Origin of the sequence: Cryobacterium sp. TmT2-59 (genome assembly GCF_004403545.1) — a bacterium.
Lineage (GTDB): Bacteria > Actinomycetota > Actinomycetes > Actinomycetales > Microbacteriaceae > Cryobacterium > Cryobacterium shii.
Map to the genome: position 1 here is coordinate 25,055 of NZ_SOGM01000005.1, position 18,929 is coordinate 43,983.

The following is an 18,929-nucleotide window of genomic DNA, read 5'->3' on the forward strand; positions in this document are numbered from 1 at the left end:
CCCAGCACGACCCGAGCACGAGCAGCCGAGGGGGCACCCACCGCATGGCCAAACTGTATTTCCGCTACGGAGCCATGAACAGCGGCAAGAGCACGTCCATGCTCCAGGCGGCCTACAACTATGAGGAACGCGGCCACAAGGTGCTGCTGACCAAGCCGTCGGTCGACACCAAGGGCGACCGCGGCATCCTCTCGCGCCTGGGCGTCACCCGGGGAGTCGACTACCTGCTCACCCCCGAGACGGATGCCTACGCCTCCTTCCAGCAGCACCGCGCCGAGGTGCTCGCCGCGACCGGCCTCGACGTGAGCTGCCTGCTCGTGGACGAGGCCCAGTTTCTGACCGAGTCGCAGGTCGACGACCTGCTGCGGATCGCGATTCTTCAGAACATCCCGGTGCTGGCGTACGGCATCCGCACCGATTTTCAGACCGTGGCCTTTCCCGGCAGCCGCCGGTTGCTCGAGGTGGCGCACAGCCTCGAGGAGCTCAAGACGATCTGCCGCTGCGGCCGGAAGGCCGTGTTCAACGGGCGCCAGATCGACGGCGTCTTCGTCTTCGACGGCGCCCAGGTGGCGATCGACGGCGAGCAGGTCACCTACGAGTCCCTCTGCGGCTCGTGCTACCTCGAGGAGAGCGGCGGCGTGCTCAACAACCGCCGGCGTTCCGTGCAGGCCTGACCTGGCCTGGGGAGACCGTCAGGCCTCGGGCCGGCAGTCGATGATGAAGGCCATCAGCGTGGTGGCGTCCCCGGTGTCGAAGAGGGTGCTGAGGTGCTCGTTGTATTCGAGTCTGCGTCGAGCAGACACCGAGATGGCGTCGAATCCCGACGCCATGAGGTGGCCGGCCATCATCAGCCGGGACGTGCGTTTGTTGCCGTCGAAGTAGAACTGGGCCCGGGTGGCGGCACAGAAGTACGTGATGGCTTGCTCGCGCGCGTCCGGCAGGGTGTAGAGGTAACGGAGGAGGCGGTCGTGCTCGTCAATCAGAGTCTCCCCGTGCTCTCCAGGAGGGGACGCCTGGTAGGTTCCCAAATCACCCAGCCCGACAAGGCCTCCGCCGGTGACGTTGCCCTCTCCTCGAAAATGGCCTGACTCGATTTCTTCATGCACGGCCACGCGGCGGTGCACTTCGTCGCTCACGTCTTTGGTGAGGGCGAAAGTACCGTCGCCGACGAGCGTGTCAACATAGTTGAACGCCTCCTGGAGGGCGAGGATCTGGTTCTGGTCATAGACCCGGTGCCCGCTCACCGTGACGCCTTCGAGGAGGGTCTGCACCTCGGGCAGGGTGTACGGGTTGCCTTCCAGCGACGCCGCATCCCAGATGTACTCCGGGAGGGCGGCCCGAAACCGGGCGCGGGCGCGGTCGGTGGCCGACTGTGGGAGCAGGTCCCAGGCAACGGATGCGGAGTCCCACACGATTCCTGTCGCCGCGCGCTGCTGATTGACCACGCTGCGGGGCAGGGAGCTCCCCGGCAGCTCAGGTCGTGGCTGCTGCGGCTTCGAACGCTTCTGGTACTGGTTGGACCCTCGGGCCCAGTGGTTGGGTGTGTCGGTCATGGTTCACCAGCTCCGTGCGATGGTTTCGGCTTTGTCTGCGAGCGCACCGCCGATGCCGAATGCGTCCACCAGGGTCTGGATGGGGGCGACCACCCGGATGCCGTCGTCGAGGAACGCGTCCACGTCCAAGTCGGCCGTGTACGGGACGACGATGAGGTCGGCCTCCTCCGGTCGGCACAGTGCCATGTGGGCCAGGCGCCGAACCAGGCGATGCGGGTCAGCGGTGTAGACCACGGACGGTCCGGCCGCGGGGCCGTCCGTGTCGGGGTTCAGCCTTCTGATGCCGCTGACCCCCGACAAGATCCAAGACGTCTCGCCGGCGCTTGCGGCCGCCGCGATCTTGAGCTCGTCCACGCTACCGCACAGATATGTTGCGCCGGCGCGTTTCAACAGGGAGGAGCTCACGCCGGCAGTGCGAGCGATTTCGACGGGGTCACCGTTTGGCACCCAGCGGTGCAATCGGGCCTCCCAGTCGGCGACGGCCTTGTCCTTTTCGCCGGTCGCCGGCCCAGCCAGGATTTCCCGGGCAGCCCGCGCGGCGTTGACGTCCGAGAGCGGAGCGAGACTGATGTCCAGGTCGAAACCGGCGGCCAGGGCGAGTTCTCGGAGCGTGCCGACGGAGGGGTCGACTTGCGCGCCTTCGATGCGGTAGATCGTGGATTTGGACACGCCGGAGCGTAGTGCGAGCGCCCGCCGGTCAAGGCCGACGCTGGCTCGGATGTCGTCCAGCAGCTGTCGCATATCCGGTACTCTACCTGAGTCATTCCCGTATATGGGACCTTGAATCGATATGTCCCATATTTGGGTCAGAACCTGATGCGGACAAATCAAACCAAGGAAAACAAGGGAGAGGGGGCGCTCAAACGACACTGAGTCGCGAGCGCCCCACCAACCCCCCAGTTGATTTCCCAACTACAACGTAGGCGCGTTTTTCCCGCCTCACCAGCCGTCACTTTCTGTGGCACCCCAACGGGGGTACTGCGCGGGGCACCCGAATCCTGTGCAAAACTGGCAGCGAAACCGCACCAGAACCGCAGCAAGCCGCACCAGAACAGCCGGTCCTACGGCTCAACAAGACAACCAAACCCGCCATCGCCGAGCACCACCCATGCAAGGAACCTGATGTCCCGCTTCCGAGTCGCCCTGATCGATGACCACGAGATCGTCGCCCGCGGCTTCGCAAACCTCTTCTCCACCATCCCCGAAATCGAGGTCGTCGGCACCGTCGCGACCGTGACCGAGCTGCTCGAATCCGCTGCCTCGCAGGACCAGCAGGTCGACCTGGTCATCCTCGACCTGCGGTTGTCCGACGGATCCCTGGTGGGCAGCAACGTGGATCGGCTGCGCGCCGCGGGGGCCGCCGTGCTCGCTTTCACCGGCGGTGATGACGAGGTGCTGATGCGGCACGCCGCGCGCAGCGGCGTGCTCGGCGTGGTGCGCAAGTCCGAGCCGACCGCGGTGCTGCTCGACGCGGTCACGCGCGCGGCGGCGGGGGAGACGATCGCGTCCACGGAATGGGCAGCGGCCCTCGACGGTGACCCTGACCTGGCCGATGCCGGGCTGAGCAACCGGGAGCGCGAGGCGCTCTCCCTCTACGCGGCGGGTGCGAAGGCGCCCCTGGTGGCGTCGCGGATGGGACTGTCCGAGGCCACGGTGATCGACTACATCCGTCGGGTGCGCACCAAGTATGAGCGGGTGGGCCGCCCCGCCAACACGAAGATCGACCTCTACAAGCGCGCGCTGGAAGACGGCATCCTGCCCATCCCCGGCCAGTCGTGACCGCTCGCACGCGCAAGGTGCCGCCAGCTCCGACCGCGGTCGAGCGGCACGCGCGCGTGCTCTACGGCGCCATGGGTGTCGCCGCCCTGGCCTTCGGTCTGCTCTGCCTGGGCACCTACCTCGAACAGGCCTGGCGCCCCGCGCCGACCCTGTCGCTGCTGGCCTTCCTGCTGGTCTTCGGTCTCCCGCTGCTGATCGGCGTGCTCTCCAAATGGGCGTCGCTGCGCCTGCTGCGCTCGCTCGCCCTGGCCGACGGGGTCGTATTCCTGGCCATCCTCGCATTCTGGCTGGTCGTGCGCGCCGAACCCCTCACCACCGGGGCCTCCGACATCCCCTGGGTGATCTCCTTCACCGGAATCCCCGCCATGGCCGTGGCGGTGGCCACCCGCGACCGGATCGGCTGGGCCTACACGGCCCTGGTCTGCACGGCGAGCGGACTGCTGCGGGCCGCCACCACGACCGATCCGCAACCGCTCCTCGTGGGCGTCGAAGACGGCCTCTACTCGCTGCTCATGATCACGGTCTTCGTCGGCCTGACCGGGCTCACCCGGCGCCGCGCCGCCCAGGTCGACGCCGCCGCCCTGTTCGTGGGCGCCGATCAGGCCGCCCGGGCCGCCCAGGTGGCCCGCCAGCGGGTGCGGCTGAGCATCGACGCGCTCGTGCACGACAGCGTCATCTCCAGCCTGCTGATGGCCGGCCGCGGCGGCATCCCCGCTCCCACCATCGCCCGTCACGCCCAGACCACGCTGGCCCGTCTCGACGCTGTCCGCACCCCAGCGCTGAACCCGGGTTTCCGCGCCACCGGCCACGAACTGGTCGACGCGCTCGAGCAGCTGGCGGCAGACCTGGCACCGGATGCCGCGGTGCACTCCGACCTGTCCGACAACCTCCGCATACCCGCGGTGGCAGTGACCGCCCTGCTCGACGCCGTCGGCGAGGCGCTGCGCAATTCGGTCGCCGCGGCCGGACGCGGGCAGGGCCGCCAGGTGGTCCGCACCGTCACCGTGCAGGGTCGACGCGGCGGCATCCGGGTGCTCGTGCACGACGACGGCGCCGGCTTCGACCCGGCCAGGGTGCCCGCCGAGCGCCTCGGCATCACGCAGAGCATCATCGGCCGGATGGAGCGCTTGACCGGCGGCGCGGCCGCGGTGCGCTCCCGCCCGGGGGCCGGCACCGAGGTGGAGGTGTCTTGGACGCCCGAGCCGAGCCCCGCGGCAGCCCCGGCCCCGGCCGCATCCGCCGCCCTGGCGACCCTGGCCCGCACCGCCCCCGCTGCTGTCCTGACTCGCCCGGAACCGACCACCCCGCCCGCCCCCACACGCCTGCGCCCGCCGACCCCGGTGAGCCTCGCCATTATCGCGCTGTTCATCCTCGTGCACGCGCTGCTCGCCTTCGGTGACGATGAGCCGGGCGCGACCCTGCCGGGTGAGGTCCTCGGCTTCCTCGCCCTGGTGCTCGCGGCCCTCATCATGGCCCGCCCCGACAACAACCGGATGACCCGCGTCCGGGCCGGGGTCGTGGTCGCCCTGTGCGCTCTGGCGGGGGCGCTGGTCGCGTTCCCGATGACGCCGGCGAACCCCACCCCGTTCGGGCACTGGTACCTGGGCGCGATCACCCTGCTCCTGGTCGTCCTCGCCGTGCGAGGCCGCTCCGATCTGGCCTGGCTCGGCTATGCGCTGATGACCGTGGTCGCCATCGTCTGGTGCCTTGTCAACGGCCTTCCCGGGGTGAACGGTCTTGAGATGGTCAGCCGCCATGCCGGCACGCTGCTCGCCGGCAGTCTCTTTGCCCTGGGCATGGCGCGGTCGACCCAGGCCCTGTCCGTGCTGAATGGCGAGCGCGCCCTGCATAGTGCCGCGGCGGCCACCACTGTTGCCGCCATCGAGGAGCGCGAGTCGCAGCTCGCCCGGGTGAACGTGCTCTCCCGTCCCATCCTCGACCTGCTCGCACAGAGCACCGAGCTCGGTCCCGAGCTGCGCGCGGAATGTCTGTTGGTCGAGGCGACCCTCCGCGACGCCATGCGGGCGCGCGCCCTGTTCGTCGAGCCGCTCGTGTCCGCCACCCGTGCCGCGCGGCTGCGCGGGGTCGAAGTGACCCTGCTCGACGACAGCGGCGACCACCAGCCCGTTCAGATGTCGGCCGTGGTGGCCGCGGTCGCGGACGAATTGAACGTGCTGGTGTCGGGCCGCCTCACCGCCCGGGTGCTCCCTGCCGACCGGCCCTTCATCGCCTCGATCGTGATCGGCGCCGCCACGCCTCAGATGCTCATGGTCACACCGGAGGGTCTCCTCCAGGAGGCCTGACTGCCTCCACGAAACACCCCAATTGGGGGGATGGCCATTGCAAATAACCGTGCCTTCGTCGGCGCTGAGGTCGGCGGCGTCCCCGGCGAAGCAGTTCTCAGCGCCATTTTTCGCCGTCCTGGATCGAGCGGCGCATTAGTCGAGAAAGCGTCACTCCCCGACGCGGGAAGGCCCCTTACCCTCATGTGAGAGGATGAACAAGGGGAAAAGGCGATTCGAGCGGTTCCTCTCTGTCAAGTGCTACCGGAGGAACGCGCGTGGAGCTCAAGGACTACCTCAGGATCTTCCATAAAAGTTGGATCCTGATTCTCGCTTGCACCCTGTTCGGTATTGCCGCAGCAGCAGGTGCGGCCATTGCCACCACCCCGAAGTACATCGCCAACACCCAGCTCTACGTCTCGGTGCAGGCCTCCGCCGGCGCGGTGACCGGGGATCTGGTTCAGGGAACCAGCTTTGCCCGGCAGGCCGTCACGTCGTACGTCGACGTGGTCAACAGCGCCATTGTTCTCGACGAGGTCATCACAGAACTGAACCTCGACGCAACCGCGGCGCAGCTCGCCTCCACTATCACCTCCACATCCCCGCTGAACACCGTGCTGATCGACGTCTCCGTCACCAACAGTGACCCAGAGCTCGCGGCGCAGATCGCCAACTCCGTCGGGCAGAACTTCAGCAAGATCGTCGTCGACCGCCTCGAGAAGCCCGATGGCGACGCAGCCAGCCCTGTGAAGATCGAAACGATCCAGCCGGCCATCGTGCCGACCACGCCCGCCAGCCCCAACGTTCCGCTGAACATCGCCCTCGGCCTGCTCGTGGGTCTCGCGGTCGGCATCGGGCTCGCCGTGCTGCGCAGCGTGCTCGACACCCGCATCCACAGCCTGCACGACATCGAGCTGGTCACCGATTCACCGATGCTCGGTGGCATCACCAACGATCCCGGTGCGAGCCTTCGCCCCCTGGTCGTGCACACCGACCCGAAGAACCCGCGGGCCGAGGCATTCCGCAGCCTCCGCACCAACCTCCAGTTCGTCAACATCGAGGGTGGCCCGCGAAGCTTCGTGGTCACCAGCTCGGTGCCCGGCGAGGGCAAGAGCACGACCACGGCGAACCTCGCGATCGCCCTCGCCGAGACCGGCGCCCGCGTTGCGCTGATCGACGGCGACCTGCGCCTGCCGCGCGTGGCCGAGTACATGGGCATCGAGGGTGGTGTCGGTCTCACCGACGTGCTCATCGGTCGCGCCGAGCTCGCCGACGTGCTGCAGAAGTGGGGCAAGAACAAGCTGTTCGTTCTGCCCAGCGGCCGCGTTCCCCCGAACCCGAGCGAACTGCTCGGCTCCGCTGCGATGGCCCGCATGCTCGGCGCGCTCACCGAGGAGTTCGACGTGGTGCTGATCGACGCCCCGCCGCTGCTGCTGGTGACGGATGCCGCCGTGCTGAGCAAGCTCTGCGGCGGCGCCATCATGGTGGTGGCCTCCGGGCGCACGAAGCGCAACGAGCTGATTAGCGCCGTCAAGGCCTTGGAACGCGCCGGCAGCCGCCTCGTCGGCATGGTCATCACCATGCTGCCCACGAGGGGGCCCGACTCCTACGGCTACGGCCAGTACAGCTACGGCACGATCCACGAAGAAGAGAAGGCCACTGTCGGGGCCGCAGCGCCGGCGACGCGGGGCATCCGCAAGGCCCGCCGGAGAACTGCGTGATGCAGACCTTCTCCATTTTGACGGTCTGCTCCGGCAATATCTGCCGCTCACCGCTGGCCGAGCAACTTCTGCGTGTCGGCCTCGCGTCGTGGCCACAAATTCAGGTGGCCAGCGCGGGAACGATCGGCCTGACCGGTCAGGGTATGCCCGCGCAAGCCGCGGACCTGTCGCGCCACTTCGGCGGCGACCCGAGTACCCACGTGGCCCAGGAACTCACCGCGCAGCACGTGCAGACCGCCGACCTGGTGTTCGCGATGTCCCGCGAACACCGGCGCGCCATCGTCGAGTTGGTGCCACGCGCCATCCGTTACACGTTCACGATCCGCGAATTCGCGCGTCTCGTTGCAGACCTCACCGATGACGACCTCGACGAGGCTGCCGCGCTGCCCCTCGAAGACCTTGTGGGGCGCCTCTCCACTCTGATCGGGTTGGCAGCCTCTCAGCGCGGCGCTGTCGCGCCCCTGGCATCGGCCGATGACGATGACGTCGTTGACCCCTATCGCCGTAGCGACGAGGTCTATGTGGAGTCCGCCCAGCAGCTCGTGCCGGCCATAAATGCTGTCACCGCCCTGTTCCACAGAGCCGCAACGGTGAAGCCGAAACAGTGAAAGCCGTGGGGGGAAACAAGCCTAAGAGTCGCAAGAACCGTAACAGCGTGTTGCGCCACCGCCTGCTCATTGCAGGTCTGGCCGTGTTCTTGCTGTTCGACGTTGCGCTGGTGTCCTTTGCGCTCACCGCGTCGAAGCCGTCCGCCAATGCGGGCACGGCGGTCAAGCCAGCCGAGACCACGACCGCCGAGCCGTCGACAACGGAGCAGCCGGTAGTCGAGCCTGTCGAGACCCCGGCAATCACTTCCCCGCCCCCCACCCGCATCCTCACCGCCCTCGACGCGTCCACACTCTGGCGTGCCACGACCGGTGACTGCCCCGCCGCCACCGCGACCCCGGAGCTCTCCACTGACGCCGGTGAAACCTGGAGAGCTTTCGACGCGTCGAAAGGCACCGATGCCTCCTCCATTCTCTCGATCTACGTTTCCAGCAAGTCCGAGGCCTCCCTGGTCACACTCACGGCAGGGGACTGCACGCCACAGCGCGTGACCACCTTCGTGGCAGGCGCTCAGTGGCAGGAATACCCCGATCGGGTTGGGTCGAACTGGTACGTTGACCCGACAGACCGGGCCCGCGTGCACAGCCCGTCAGGTTCATTTTCCGCACCCTGTTCCGCGGTGATCGCCCTCGCCCCGCGCACCGACTCGACGGCCGCCCTGCTCTGCTCAGACGGCACCCTCTTTCGCACCGGCGATGGCGCCGCGACCTACGGGCCCGCGGTCGCCCTTCCCGGTGCCGCGAATCTGACCGTCAGTGACAACGGCTACATCATCGTGGCCACCGATCAGGCCGACTGCGCGGGCGCACAGCTCCTCGCGACGTCTGAAGAGCCCGACGGGGCGCTGACCCCGACCGGATGCCGTGAGGAGGCGGTCACGCCGGGCACCCTGGCTCTGGCGGGTGCGGACGGAATTGTCTGGCTGTGGGCGGGGGACGTAGTGAGTAGTTCGATTGATGGGGGCACGACATGGCAGTAAGCGACTTTGCGACGACGAGAATGAAGGAGCTGCACAGTTCAGTGCCTCTCATCCGCTTCGGTACTCAATTTGCGTTCGATGCGGGAGCTTGGGTTGTCGCCCTGTTTTTGGCCGAGATCCTTCGCTATGAGTTTGACTTGGGGCTGATGGGACTGCGGCCGTTGGTGGCGCTGTGCGCGGCTGCATGCCTGGTGCAGTTTCTCGCGGGCGGTGCCAACCACCTTTACCAGGGCCGCCACATCTACGGGAGTTTTTCTGAGATTAGGGCGCTGCTCGGAGTTGTTATCGCCTCGACCGTCATTCTGGGCATCCCGGTTGCAATTGCGGGCACAGTGGTCGGCATTCCCCGCAGCACGGTCTTCATCGCCCTGCCCATGGCCTTCGTCTTGATGGGCGGCGTGCGTTACGTCAAGCGGCTCCTGGTGGAACGGTCGGTAGTTCCAAAAGACGACATTCAGAAGGCCCTGATCTTCGGTGCCGGATACATGGGGGCGTCGCTTGCTCGGCGCATGACCACCGACCGAAACTCGCCATTTTTGCCGGTGGGGCTCATCGACGACGACCCTCGCAAGCGCAATCTCTGGCTCCATGGCGTTCGCGTCGTCGGTTCGCGCGCGTCCCTTTCCGCCGCAGCTGCAGCCACTGGAGCAACTGCGCTGGTCGTGGCCATCGCCAAGGCCGATGCAGCCTTGTTGCGTGAGATCACCGATGCCGCCAAGGCCGCGCATCTCCAGGTCTTGGTTCTTCCTCCCCTTGAAGAACTGCTCAACGGCAAGTCCCGCCTCAACGACCTGCGCGATATTTCGATCGAAGACCTGATCGGTCGTCACCCCGTTGACACCCACGTTGAGTCGATCGCTGGTTATCTCGCGGGCAAACGCGTGCTGGTCACGGGTGCGGGCGGTTCCATCGGCTCCGAACTGTGCCGTCAGATCACCAAGTTCGGCCCGAGCGAACTCATCATGCTCGATCGCGACGAAACCGGCCTTCAGATCACCCAGATCTCGATCCTCGGTCACGGCCTCCTCGACACCAAAGACGTGGTGCTCGCGGACATCCGCGATGCCGAGGCATTGAAGGCCATCTTTACCGAGCGGCGACCCGAGGTTGTTTTCCACGCCGCTGCCCTCAAACACCTCCCGATGCTGGAGCAGTACCCCGACGAGGCATGGAAGACTAATGTGCTCGGCACACTCAATGTGCTCGAAGCCGGCCAGGCGGTCGGGGTGACTACGTTCGTGAACATCTCCACCGACAAGGCCGCGAACCCCACGAGTGTGCTCGGTCATTCCAAGCGCGTTGCTGAGAAGCTCACGGCGTGGGCCGCCCAGGAATCCAAGCAGGCGTATCTTTCGGTTCGTTTTGGCAACGTCATTGGCAGCCGTGGCTCGATGCTGCCCACCTTCACCACCCTCATCGAGGCTGGTGGACCGCTGACGATCACCCATCCCGACGTCACCCGCTTCTTCATGACCATCCCGGAGGCGTGCCAGCTGGTCATCCAGGCCGGCGGTATCGGTGGTCCCGCCGAGGTTCTCATTCTCGACATGGGCGAGCCTGTGAGAATTCTCGACGTGGCCGAGCGAATGATTGGAATGTCGGGCAAGGATATCGAGATCATCTACACGGGCCTGCGCCCCGGCGAGAAGCTGCACGAAGAACTCATCGGCGACCATGAAACGGATCAGCGGCCGATCCATCCGAAAATCACCCATACGACCATATCGTCCATCCGCCCCGAGAATCTGAACAAACCGGGTTGGGATGAACGTTGTCGACACGATCCAACGAATCGGCCGGGCGAAATTGAGTCAGCGCTGGCCGGAACAGGAATAGCCCTATGAGTGAACGTATCTATATGTCGTCTCCCGACGTCGGTGACCTCGAAGAACAGTACATGGTGGCCGCGATCCGGTCTGGTTGGATCGCCCCGCTGGGACCCGACGTCGATGCTTTCGAGGTGGAGATGGCGGAACGCGTCGGCGTTGAACAGGCCGTGGCACTGAGCTCCGGCACAGCAGCACTGCACCTCGGGCTGCTTGGGCTCGGAATCGGCCCGGGTGACACTGTGCTCACGTCGACAATGACGTTCGCTGCGACGGCTAACGCCATCGTATATACGGGGGCCGAACCGTTCTTCATTGACTGTGAACTCGAGAGCGGGAACATAGATCCAGCTTTGCTCCGACAAACAATTGAGCAGCTCCGCGGCAGTGGAGAAAAGGCCGCCGCAATTGTTCCCGTTGACTTGCTGGGTAAGGCAGCCAATTACACAGAGATTTGCGCCATTGCAGATGAGTACGAGATACCTGTCCTGGCGGATGCAGCCGAGTCCCTCGGAGCGAGCCACGAAGGTCGGCCCGCCGGATCGTTTGGGCGCGCCTCCATCCTGTCTTTTAACGGGAATAAGGTCATGACGACCTCGGGGGGAGGAATGCTGTTAACAGACGACCTGGCGCTCGCGGCTCACACTCGATATTTGGCCACGCAAGCTCGACAGCCGGTTACGCACTATGAGCACACTGAAATTGGTTACAACTATCGCCTCAGCAACATCTTGGCTGCTCTCGGAAGAGCGCAGTTATCTCGACTCGATGAAATGATCGCGCGTCGTCGCGAAATGCGTGAACGATATCGGGAGCTGTTCGCACGGATGGATGGGGTGGAAATCTTCGGGGGCGCGTCAGACGACGATGACAACTGTTGGCTCACATCAATCGTTATAGATTCGGCAGTCACTGGATGGTCTCCCGCCGACCTCAGTGCCGACTTGATGGCCGTGAATATCGAGAGCCGCCCGCTGTGGAAACCCATGCACATGCAACCCGTCTTCTCTGCTTCCCGAGCAGTGACGAACGGCAACTCCCAGCGCCTCTTTGAGACCGGCCTCACTTTGCCGAGCGGATCTGCTCTCGGCCGATCTGAGATAGACCGAGTTACGTCACGGCTTCGTGCTTTTAACGGAGTCACCGTATGACGCCACATGCGTCCTTGACTCGTTTCGACACGACGAAGCGAGCTATTGATTGTGTCGTAGCAATCCTCGGCTTAGCTGTCGCGTCACCCGTGCTCATGATCGTTGGCGGATTGGTTGCCGCGAAACTAGGCCGTCCCGTGCTGTTCAAGCAGGATCGCCCCGGCAAGAACGGTCGAGTATTCCGCCTTTACAAGTTTCGCACAATGAAGAACGTGGATTTGAAGAAAGGGCTGATCTCAGACGAGCAGCGCCTCAGCCCATTCGGTCGGGCGCTGAGATCCACGAGTTTGGATGAACTCCCCACGCTGTACAACGTTCTGAAGGGTGACATGAGTCTCGTTGGACCGCGGCCTTTGCTGGTCCGGTACCTCAACCGCTATACGCCGGAACAGGCCCGGCGACATGACGTCCGCCCGGGAATCACCGGTCTGGCTCAGGTGAGTGGCCGCAATAGGCTGACATGGGAAGACAAGTTCGCCTTGGACGTGAAGTACGTCGGCGAACGAGGTTTCGGCATGGACCTCTGGATACTCGCGAAGACGGTGATGACGGTTGCCAAGCGCGACGGCGTTTCTGCAGAAGGACATGTCACGGTAGCGGAATTCGTTGGTGGTCCGTTTGGGAAGGAAGCGGAGCGATGAGTATCCCACTGGTCGTCGTCGGAGCCGGCGGGTTCGGTCGGGAGGCCCTGGACGTGGTGGAAGCCATGAACAAGGCGGAAGCCGTGCCTGTCTTTCAAATTCTTGGCGTCCTGGATGCGGATCCGAGTATAAGGAATCTGGAACGGCTAGCCGCTCGCGGTGTGGCCTACTTGGGAACAGATTCGGCGTGGCGGGAAGCAGGCATCCAAGCCCAATATCTAGTCGGCATTGGCGACCCCCAAGCTCGTCAGAGGGTTGCGGAAGCGTTCTCCCGTGATGGCTTTGAGGCTGCAACTGCGATACACCCTGCTGCGTCAATTGGGTCCAGAGTGACCATCGGCGGAGGCTCAGTAGTTTGCGGGGGGGCGCAGCTGTCAACGAATGTCTCCTTGGGGCAGCACGTGCAGATCAACCCGAACGCCACGATCGGACACGACGCAGTCTTGCACGACTTCGTTTCGATCAATCCGGCTGCGACGATCTCGGGTGAAGTGATTGTTGAAGCACGGGCTCTCATTGGCGCCGCTGCGGTCATCCTGCAAGGAATCGCAGTTGGTGAAGATTCCCTGGTAGGCGCCAGCGCATGCGTTGTACGCCGTGTAAAACCGAAGTCCGTTGTGAAGGGCGTGCCTGCCAGGTGAAACGCGTACGAGCCTTGATATCGCATATTGGATTTGAACTGTGGTGCGGTCTGGAATGTCGTATCGGGCGTACGGGACCCCGATCAGGATTTGACCGCTGCAGAGTGCAAATGATTTTTACTCGTTGCCCCTTCGGGCGATGTGGACGGCAGTGTTAGGGATGGGTATTTCAGCATGAAGGTATTGATTACAGGCGGAGCGGGATTCATCGGGTCGAATCTAGTGCGGTTCTTCAACGGGCACTCTCCAGCGACTGAAGTTCGTGTACTAGATGATCTGAGCACCGGAAGCATTCAGAATCTGGCAGGCTTAGACGTTCAATTCACCCACGGTTCTATCCTCGATTACGATTTGTTGAAGGAAACGGCGCGCGGCGTTGATGCAATTGTGCATCTGGCGGCGATTCCAAGCGTTCCACGTTCTGTCGCGGCCCCGCGCCCGTCGCACGATGCAAATTCAACTGGAACGCTCAATGTGCTTGAAGCTGCACGCGAACTCGGTGTCGGACACGTATCGGTAGCGTCCTCTAGCTCCGTCTACGGGAGCAATCCCGTTCTTCCCAAAAGCGAATATGACTGGACTCGCCCGATGAGTCCCTATGGAGTCAGTAAACTCGCGACCGAGGGATATTGCATTGCTTACAACTTCTCCTATGGGATGAAGACTCTGGCCTTCCGCTTTTTCAACGTCTACGGTCCCGGACAGGCGGCGGGTCATTCTTATGCCGCCGTGATCCCGAAATTCCTCGAAGCCGCGTTGGCGGGGGAGGACCTGTCCGTTCATGGAGACGGCTTACAGTCGCGCGACTTCACCTACGTCGAGACCGTATGCGCAGTCATCCTTGACGCCGTGCAAAATAAGACAAGTTCAACTGATCCCATCAATCTTGCTTTCGGCACGAACACGACTCTGCTTGAACTTATTGAGTCGATGGAACTGCATCTGAACGAACCGTTGAAGGTTATTCACGCCGAGCAGCGTGTTGGTGATGTCAGGGCATCCCAGTCTGATGGCCGGCGGGTCCGAGAGTTTTTCCCCTCGGTCGTGCCTGTGTCACTGGACGAGGGTTTGGCGAAAACCATTGAATGGTTTCAGTCAGAACTTCGAATGAAATCGGGAAATTGACTGACAAGCCCAAGATCCTCCTTGGTGTGACAGCGGACGAGTCGATCGTGTTGATGCGCGGATTCGCAGAGCATCTCTCGGGGACTGGGTGGGACGTGCACGTCGTCAGCTCACCGGGGCCTCGATCTGAATCCCTCTCCAAGTCGGCGGGTCTGACTGTACACACAATTCCGATGAACCGTAATCCGTCGCCATTTGCTGACGCAAAGGCGCTGCTGGCCTGGATCTGTCTATTGCGGGCCGTTTCGCCAGATGTTATTTCTGTTGGTACGCCCAAAGCAGGGCTACTCGGCGGGATTGCCGGATTGATTGCTCGGGTGCCAACCCGCATCTATCTCCTCCGGGGGCTCCGTCTGGAGACCGCTTACGGTCTTCAACGCTTGGTTCTGACCATCGTCGAAATGTGTTCTATGGCGGTATCTCACCGGGTGCTAGCCGTCAGTTCGAGTCTGCGTCAGCGCGCCATCGATTTGCGCTTGGTTGGGCAGGCCAAGGTCATTGTCCTCGGTGTGGGGAGTTCCAACGGTGTGGATATGGGTGCTCACGAGAGGTCCAATTTCTCTGAGGAAGAGCTACACACGCTGTCGCGTAGCCTGGGCTTACTGACGAACATTCCCGTCGTCGGGTTCGTAGGCCGGCTCACAAAGGACAAAGGACTAGATGTGCTCACGGCCGCGCGATTGATTATGGCGACCAAGGGTGAGAGGTTTCAGCTATTGGTGGTCGGTGAAGTAGACGACAAGGGTGGTGCTGATGTGCTCAGCGAGCTGAGCCAGAGCACTTTGCCGTCGATAGTCACGGGGTACGTTTCACATCCCGCGATCTACTTCCAACTGATGGATGTGCTCTGCCTGCCGACTCTGCGTGAGGGCTTCCCAAACGTGGTTCTGGAAGCAGCGGCCTCCGGAGTCCCGTCCGTGACGACTAGTGCGACCGGGGCTATCGACTCCGTCATCGACGGCGAGACGGGCCTGATCGCACGTGTTTCTTCTGCACCAGACCTCGCAGACTGCCTGACCAGAATGATCTCAGATAGTACTCGTTGCAAAGATATGGGGGCCCGAGCGCGCGCGCATGTGTCGGCGAACTATGCACGACCTCTGGTCTGGGCGAACACGCAGCGGTTCTATATGGATTACCACCTCGAAAGAAAAAGGATCGATCGTTGAATGCACGGTCCGCACGAGACCTCTCAGGTATCGTGTCCGTCTCGAGATATGGTGCAGCCGGTGCCAGTACGCGTGTCCGAATGTACGACTGGTTCGACAAGCTTGGGATCCAAGCGGATCGCTTTGAGTACTTGGGCACACCTGACACGCGTCCTTCGAGGTTGATTCGAGCCGCGCCGCGAATCTTGCTGGCTGAACTTGAACTTCGAAAACTCCCGCCAATGCTAGAGAACCAAACCGTGCTGATGAGCCGATCGGCGTCCCCGTTCAGCTCGGGCCGGATCGAGTCACTGTTACTCGAAAGTGCTCATCATTCTGTCTACGACTTTGACGACGCCATCTACCTCGGGAGTCGGTCTTGGCATGAGCGCATCTGGTCCGGTAAGAAAGCTTGGAAGAGGTCTGTTGAGTCCGCCGATGTCGTTATCGCTGGCAGCGATGTCCTTGGGGAAGCGGCGTCCAGATTACGCAGTGATGTCCGGATCATTCCGAGTTGCGTTGAGCCCTCAAATTACTTGCAGAAAACTTCCTATAAAATCCAAGATCAACCGCGTGCAATCTGGATAGGGTCCCCTGCAACGGAACGATTCTTGACGGATTTGACTGACGTGCTCCTTGCGCTGAATCTTCGTCACGGTCTGCGACTTAGTGTTATAAGTTCGGGAAATGCCGACTTGGGTGCGCTCAACGCGATAGTTGACCGATCCGACTGGGATCCCAAGGCCTATGCCGGCCAACTCGCGTCGGCGGACGTCGGGCTCATGCCCTTGCCCGATAATGACTTCACCCGCGGCAAGTGTTCTTACAAGCTTCTCCAATATGGCGCGGCCGGACTTCCTGTAGTTGGTACGCCCGTGGGGGGCAATGAAGTTGCTATCCGGCGCCTCGGGGGATTGGCACCGACCACTCGTGGGGAATGGCGGGAAGCGCTCGAGTCTATTATCGAAATGAGTGCGCTGGAGCGCCTCGCCTTGGGGAACAGTGGGCGAGCCGGCGTGGAAAGGCACTACAGTTTCGATGCGTGGAGAACGGAATGGCTTCGTGCCATGAACCTGTCACCAAGCCGAGTAATGAACGTTTCCCAGGGGGAGCAAGAGACATGTGTGGAATAGCGGGCTGCGTCAATTTGACCACGAAGTCGAGTACATTCGCCGAAGATGTCACTCAGATGACAGACGCGATTGTTCATCGGGGGCCTGACAGTGGCGGCCAGTGGCTGGATGAATCGTTTGGGCTCGCCTTGGGGCATCGCCGACTCGCCGTGCTGGACGTTTCCTCGGCGGGCAGCCAACCGATGGTGTCAGCAGACGGTCGCTACGTAATCTCTTTCAATGGTGAGATTTACAATCACCCTGACTTGCGATCGCAATTGCATAAACAGGGACTAGCCCCTTCGTGGAGAAGCCACACAGACACTGAAACGCTCCTCGCTTGCTTCAACGCGTGGGGTATCGGAGGCACCCTAAAGGCCACCGTTGGGATGTTCTCTCTCGCTCTGTGGGACCGGGAATCGAGCACCCTTACCTTGGCCAGGGACCGAATGGGAGAGAAACCCTTATACTACGGCTGGCAGAGAGATACCTTTCTGTTTGGTTCTGAGTTGAAATCGCTCAGGGCGCACCCTGCCTTCGTTGGCGAAATCGACCGCGGAGCTCTTGCCCTTCTTCTGCGGCACAATTGCATCCCGGCTCCACACAGCATCTACCGTGGGATTCATAAGCTGCTCCCCGGTCACTACCTGAGTCTCCCCGTTGTCGGAGGCAAGGCCCCAAACGAAGTTCAGTCCCACCCATATTGGCAAATGAATGATGTGGTCACAGCAGGAATCGCCAACCCGTTCGCCGGCTCCGAAGCTGAAGCCATCGACGCTGTCGAGGGGGCCGTTTCCGCGAGCATCAGAGGTCAGATGCTGTCGGATGTTCCCGTTGGGGCTTTTCTCAGCGGCGGAATTGACAGCAGTACCGTCGTCGCTCTGATGCAAGCACAAAGTTCGCAAAAGGTGCGTACCTACACAATCGGCTCAGCCAGTGCTGCGTATGATGAGTCCCCTCAAGCGCGAGCCATTGCGCGGCACTTGGGCACTGATCACACCGAGGTTGTCGTCCAGCCGGAGGACGCACTCGCCGTGATCCCGAAACTCGCGTCGATGTTTTGTGAGCCGTTCGGTGACAGCTCTCAGATTCCAACGTTCCTGGTGAGCCAGCTCGCGAAGCGAGAAGTCACCGTCGCACTATCAGGCGACGGGGGCGACGAGATCTTCGGTGGCTACAACCGCTATCTCAGCGCACGCAAGGTATGGAGTCGAATGGCTAAACTCCCCATTCCTGCGAGGGCTGGAGCGGCCCGGGCACTGCAGACGCTTTCGCCGCCAATGTGGGACAGCCTGTTCCGACAAGCACGCGTGCTCCTGCCAGACAAGTACCAAATTGCCTACCCAGGGGATAAGGCCCACAAACTGGCAGGGGTTCTGACCGCCCCAGACAATGCAACGTTTTATCGTCGCTTGACGAGTCATTGGCAGGATCCGGCCAGTGTTGTCGTTGACGCTGTTGAGCCACCCACGGCATTTACTCAATCCGAATCTTGGCCTGCTACGGATTCATTCGAGCACTGGATGATGGCAATGGATTCGAAGACTTACTTGCCCGATGACATCTTGGTCAAGGTGGATCGAGCAGCTATGGCGAACAGCCTCGAGACGCGAGTGCCCTTGCTGGATCACAGGGTCGTCGAGCTCGCATGGCGCATGCCGCTGGCCCTCAAAATCCGTAATGGAGAGGGCAAATGGCTCTTGCGTCAGGTGCTCTATCGTCACGTCCCTGAGGAACTGTTTGACCAGCCCAAAATGGGATTCGGCATTCCTTTGGGCGATTGGTTGCGCGGTCCGCTGCGCGAGTGGGCAGAGAACCTGCTTGGAGAGTCCCGACTGACGAGTGAAGGTTTCTTTCATCCTCAGCTGGTCCGGACCCTTTGGGCAGAACACTTGAGCGGGAGACATAATCGCGAACATCAACTGTGGACCATTCTGATGTTTCAAGCCTGGCTGGACGAGCAGCGGGTCGCGCCCCAACGCCGGGAGCCCTTGTGTGAGGCGGAAGATCAACTCGTCTGACGTGCGCTCAGATTTGCACGTCATCGGTTTTTATGAGTGGCGGTGATGTCTAGGCAGCAACTCATAAGTGGGTTTCGTGCGTCACGTTTGTCTGTGTTAACGCCGACTGAAAACAGGGCCAGTATCGCCGATTGAAAATAAGGCCACCCAGTACTACCCTACGTGTCAGGGTTGGGTGAGGCCAGCAGCTAACAGCAAGTCCGCCGCATGACGTAGGGCGAGAACCAGGAACCGGTCCACCATGCCCAGCCCATCTTTGATCGCCGTGCGCGACGATAGTCCAATGAATACCAGCAGTCCCGGACCCAGATCCGGAGGTCCGACGCCGAGGCGCTCGTTCACCC

16 protein-coding genes are annotated in these 18,929 nt (G+C 62.6%); 14 read left to right on the forward strand and 2 right to left on the reverse strand.

The window, feature by feature from the left end:
- The first annotated feature begins 44 nt into the window (after positions 1–44).
- Entirely contained in the window at positions 45–674 is a 630-nt protein-coding gene (locus tag E3T24_RS00380; protein ID WP_134434146.1) for a thymidine kinase, read from the forward strand.
- Between the two features lie 18 nt (positions 675–692).
- On the opposite strand, the gene E3T24_RS00385 is transcribed toward E3T24_RS00380, so the two are convergent.
- Together E3T24_RS00385 and E3T24_RS00390 are read right to left on the reverse strand one after the other, a co-directional pair.
- Positions 693–1,553: a hypothetical protein gene (locus tag E3T24_RS00385; RefSeq protein ID WP_198417476.1), complete on the reverse strand. Its 861-nt coding sequence runs from the start codon at positions 1,551–1,553 to the stop codon at positions 693–695.
- Between the two features lie 3 nt (positions 1,554–1,556).
- Positions 1,557–2,294 carry a helix-turn-helix domain-containing protein gene (locus E3T24_RS00390; RefSeq protein WP_134434147.1) on the reverse strand — a complete coding sequence of 246 codons (738 nt, stop codon included), beginning with the start codon at positions 2,292–2,294 and terminating at the stop codon, positions 1,557–1,559.
- Positions 2,295–2,675: 381 nt separating this feature from the next.
- Here E3T24_RS00390 and E3T24_RS00395 point away from each other — a divergent pair, with 381 nt between their 5' ends.
- The 13 genes from E3T24_RS00395 (at position 2,676) to asnB (ending at position 18,585) form a co-directional block, all read left to right on the forward strand.
- The gene (locus E3T24_RS00395) at positions 2,676–3,332 is read left to right on the forward strand and encodes a response regulator transcription factor (protein ID WP_134405727.1); all 657 of its coding nucleotides are present in this window, start codon (positions 2,676–2,678) and stop codon (positions 3,330–3,332) included.
- A complete protein-coding gene (locus E3T24_RS00400; protein WP_134365927.1) occupies positions 3,329–5,635 on the forward strand; it encodes an ATP-binding protein in 2,307 nt (768 codons plus the stop codon). Before E3T24_RS00395 ends, E3T24_RS00400 begins: the two co-directional genes overlap by 4 nt.
- Positions 5,636–5,892: 257 nt before the next feature.
- Positions 5,893–7,335, forward strand: coding sequence for a polysaccharide biosynthesis tyrosine autokinase (locus E3T24_RS00405; protein ID WP_134434148.1), 1,443 nt, complete (start codon positions 5,893–5,895; stop codon positions 7,333–7,335).
- A complete protein-coding gene (locus E3T24_RS00410; protein ID WP_134434156.1) occupies positions 7,335–7,943 on the forward strand; it encodes a low molecular weight phosphatase family protein in 609 nt (202 codons plus the stop codon). Before E3T24_RS00405 ends, E3T24_RS00410 begins: the two co-directional genes overlap by 1 nt.
- A 47-nt stretch (positions 7,944–7,990) precedes the next feature.
- Positions 7,991–8,920 carry a hypothetical protein gene (locus tag E3T24_RS00415; RefSeq protein ID WP_134434149.1) on the forward strand — a complete coding sequence of 310 codons (930 nt, stop codon included), beginning with the start codon at positions 7,991–7,993 and terminating at the stop codon, positions 8,918–8,920.
- Positions 8,911–10,764: a nucleoside-diphosphate sugar epimerase/dehydratase gene (locus E3T24_RS00420; RefSeq protein WP_241978576.1), complete on the forward strand. Its 1,854-nt coding sequence runs from the start codon at positions 8,911–8,913 to the stop codon at positions 10,762–10,764. The genes E3T24_RS00415 and E3T24_RS00420 overlap by 10 nt, the downstream gene beginning before the upstream one ends.
- Positions 10,761–11,897, forward strand: a complete 1,137-nt coding sequence (locus E3T24_RS00425; RefSeq protein ID WP_134434150.1) for an aminotransferase class I/II-fold pyridoxal phosphate-dependent enzyme — start codon at positions 10,761–10,763, stop codon at positions 11,895–11,897. The genes E3T24_RS00420 and E3T24_RS00425 overlap by 4 nt, the downstream gene beginning before the upstream one ends.
- A complete protein-coding gene (locus tag E3T24_RS00430; protein WP_134434151.1) occupies positions 11,894–12,538 on the forward strand; it encodes a sugar transferase in 645 nt (214 codons plus the stop codon). The genes E3T24_RS00425 and E3T24_RS00430 overlap by 4 nt, the downstream gene beginning before the upstream one ends.
- The gene (locus E3T24_RS00435; RefSeq protein WP_134434152.1) at positions 12,535–13,179 is read left to right on the forward strand and encodes an acetyltransferase; all 645 of its coding nucleotides are present in this window, start codon (positions 12,535–12,537) and stop codon (positions 13,177–13,179) included. Before E3T24_RS00430 ends, E3T24_RS00435 begins: the two co-directional genes overlap by 4 nt.
- A 174-nt stretch (positions 13,180–13,353) precedes the next feature.
- The gene (locus E3T24_RS00440; RefSeq protein ID WP_134434153.1) at positions 13,354–14,304 is read left to right on the forward strand and encodes an NAD-dependent epimerase/dehydratase family protein; all 951 of its coding nucleotides are present in this window, start codon (positions 13,354–13,356) and stop codon (positions 14,302–14,304) included.
- Positions 14,265–15,473 carry a glycosyltransferase family 4 protein gene (locus E3T24_RS00445; protein WP_134434154.1) on the forward strand — a complete coding sequence of 403 codons (1,209 nt, stop codon included), beginning with the start codon at positions 14,265–14,267 and terminating at the stop codon, positions 15,471–15,473. The genes E3T24_RS00440 and E3T24_RS00445 overlap by 40 nt, the downstream gene beginning before the upstream one ends.
- An 80-nt stretch (positions 15,474–15,553) precedes the next feature.
- Positions 15,554–16,585 (forward strand): glycosyltransferase, encoded by a 1,032-nt coding sequence (locus E3T24_RS00450; RefSeq protein ID WP_134434155.1) that lies wholly within the window; start codon positions 15,554–15,556, stop codon positions 16,583–16,585.
- Entirely contained in the window at positions 16,573–18,585 is a 2,013-nt protein-coding gene (asnB, locus tag E3T24_RS00455; protein ID WP_134434158.1) for an asparagine synthase (glutamine-hydrolyzing), read from the forward strand. Before E3T24_RS00450 ends, asnB begins: the two co-directional genes overlap by 13 nt.
- Positions 18,586–18,929 lie beyond the last annotated feature (344 nt).

What these genes read in the sequence shown, in the direction of transcription:
- E3T24_RS00395 (WP_134405727.1), top strand. Translation starts at nt 2,676, where the DNA reads ATGTCCCGCTTCCGAGTCGCCCTGATCGATGACCACGAGATCGTCGCC.
- E3T24_RS00430 (WP_134434151.1), top strand. Translation starts at nt 11,894, where the DNA reads ATGACGCCACATGCGTCCTTGACTCGTTTCGACACGACGAAGCGAGCT.
- E3T24_RS00435 (WP_134434152.1), top strand. Translation starts at nt 12,535, where the DNA reads ATGAGTATCCCACTGGTCGTCGTCGGAGCCGGCGGGTTCGGTCGGGAG.
- asnB (WP_134434158.1), top strand. Translation starts at nt 16,573, where the DNA reads ATGTGTGGAATAGCGGGCTGCGTCAATTTGACCACGAAGTCGAGTACA.
- E3T24_RS00420 (WP_241978576.1), top strand. Translation starts at nt 8,911, where the DNA reads ATGGCAGTAAGCGACTTTGCGACGACGAGAATGAAGGAGCTGCACAGT.
- E3T24_RS00440 (WP_134434153.1), top strand. Translation starts at nt 13,354, where the DNA reads ATGAAGGTATTGATTACAGGCGGAGCGGGATTCATCGGGTCGAATCTA.
- E3T24_RS00410 (WP_134434156.1), top strand. Translation starts at nt 7,335, where the DNA reads ATGCAGACCTTCTCCATTTTGACGGTCTGCTCCGGCAATATCTGCCGC.
- E3T24_RS00385 (WP_198417476.1), bottom strand. Translation starts at nt 1,553, where the DNA reads ATGACCGACACACCCAACCACTGGGCCCGAGGGTCCAACCAGTACCAG.
- E3T24_RS00450 (WP_134434155.1), top strand. Translation starts at nt 15,554, where the DNA reads ATGTACGACTGGTTCGACAAGCTTGGGATCCAAGCGGATCGCTTTGAG.
- E3T24_RS00425 (WP_134434150.1), top strand. Translation starts at nt 10,761, where the DNA reads ATGAGTGAACGTATCTATATGTCGTCTCCCGACGTCGGTGACCTCGAA.
- E3T24_RS00380 (WP_134434146.1), top strand. Translation starts at nt 45, where the DNA reads ATGGCCAAACTGTATTTCCGCTACGGAGCCATGAACAGCGGCAAGAGC.
- E3T24_RS00390 (WP_134434147.1), bottom strand. Translation starts at nt 2,294, where the DNA reads ATGCGACAGCTGCTGGACGACATCCGAGCCAGCGTCGGCCTTGACCGG.
- E3T24_RS00445 (WP_134434154.1), top strand. Translation starts at nt 14,265, where the DNA reads ATGGTTTCAGTCAGAACTTCGAATGAAATCGGGAAATTGACTGACAAG.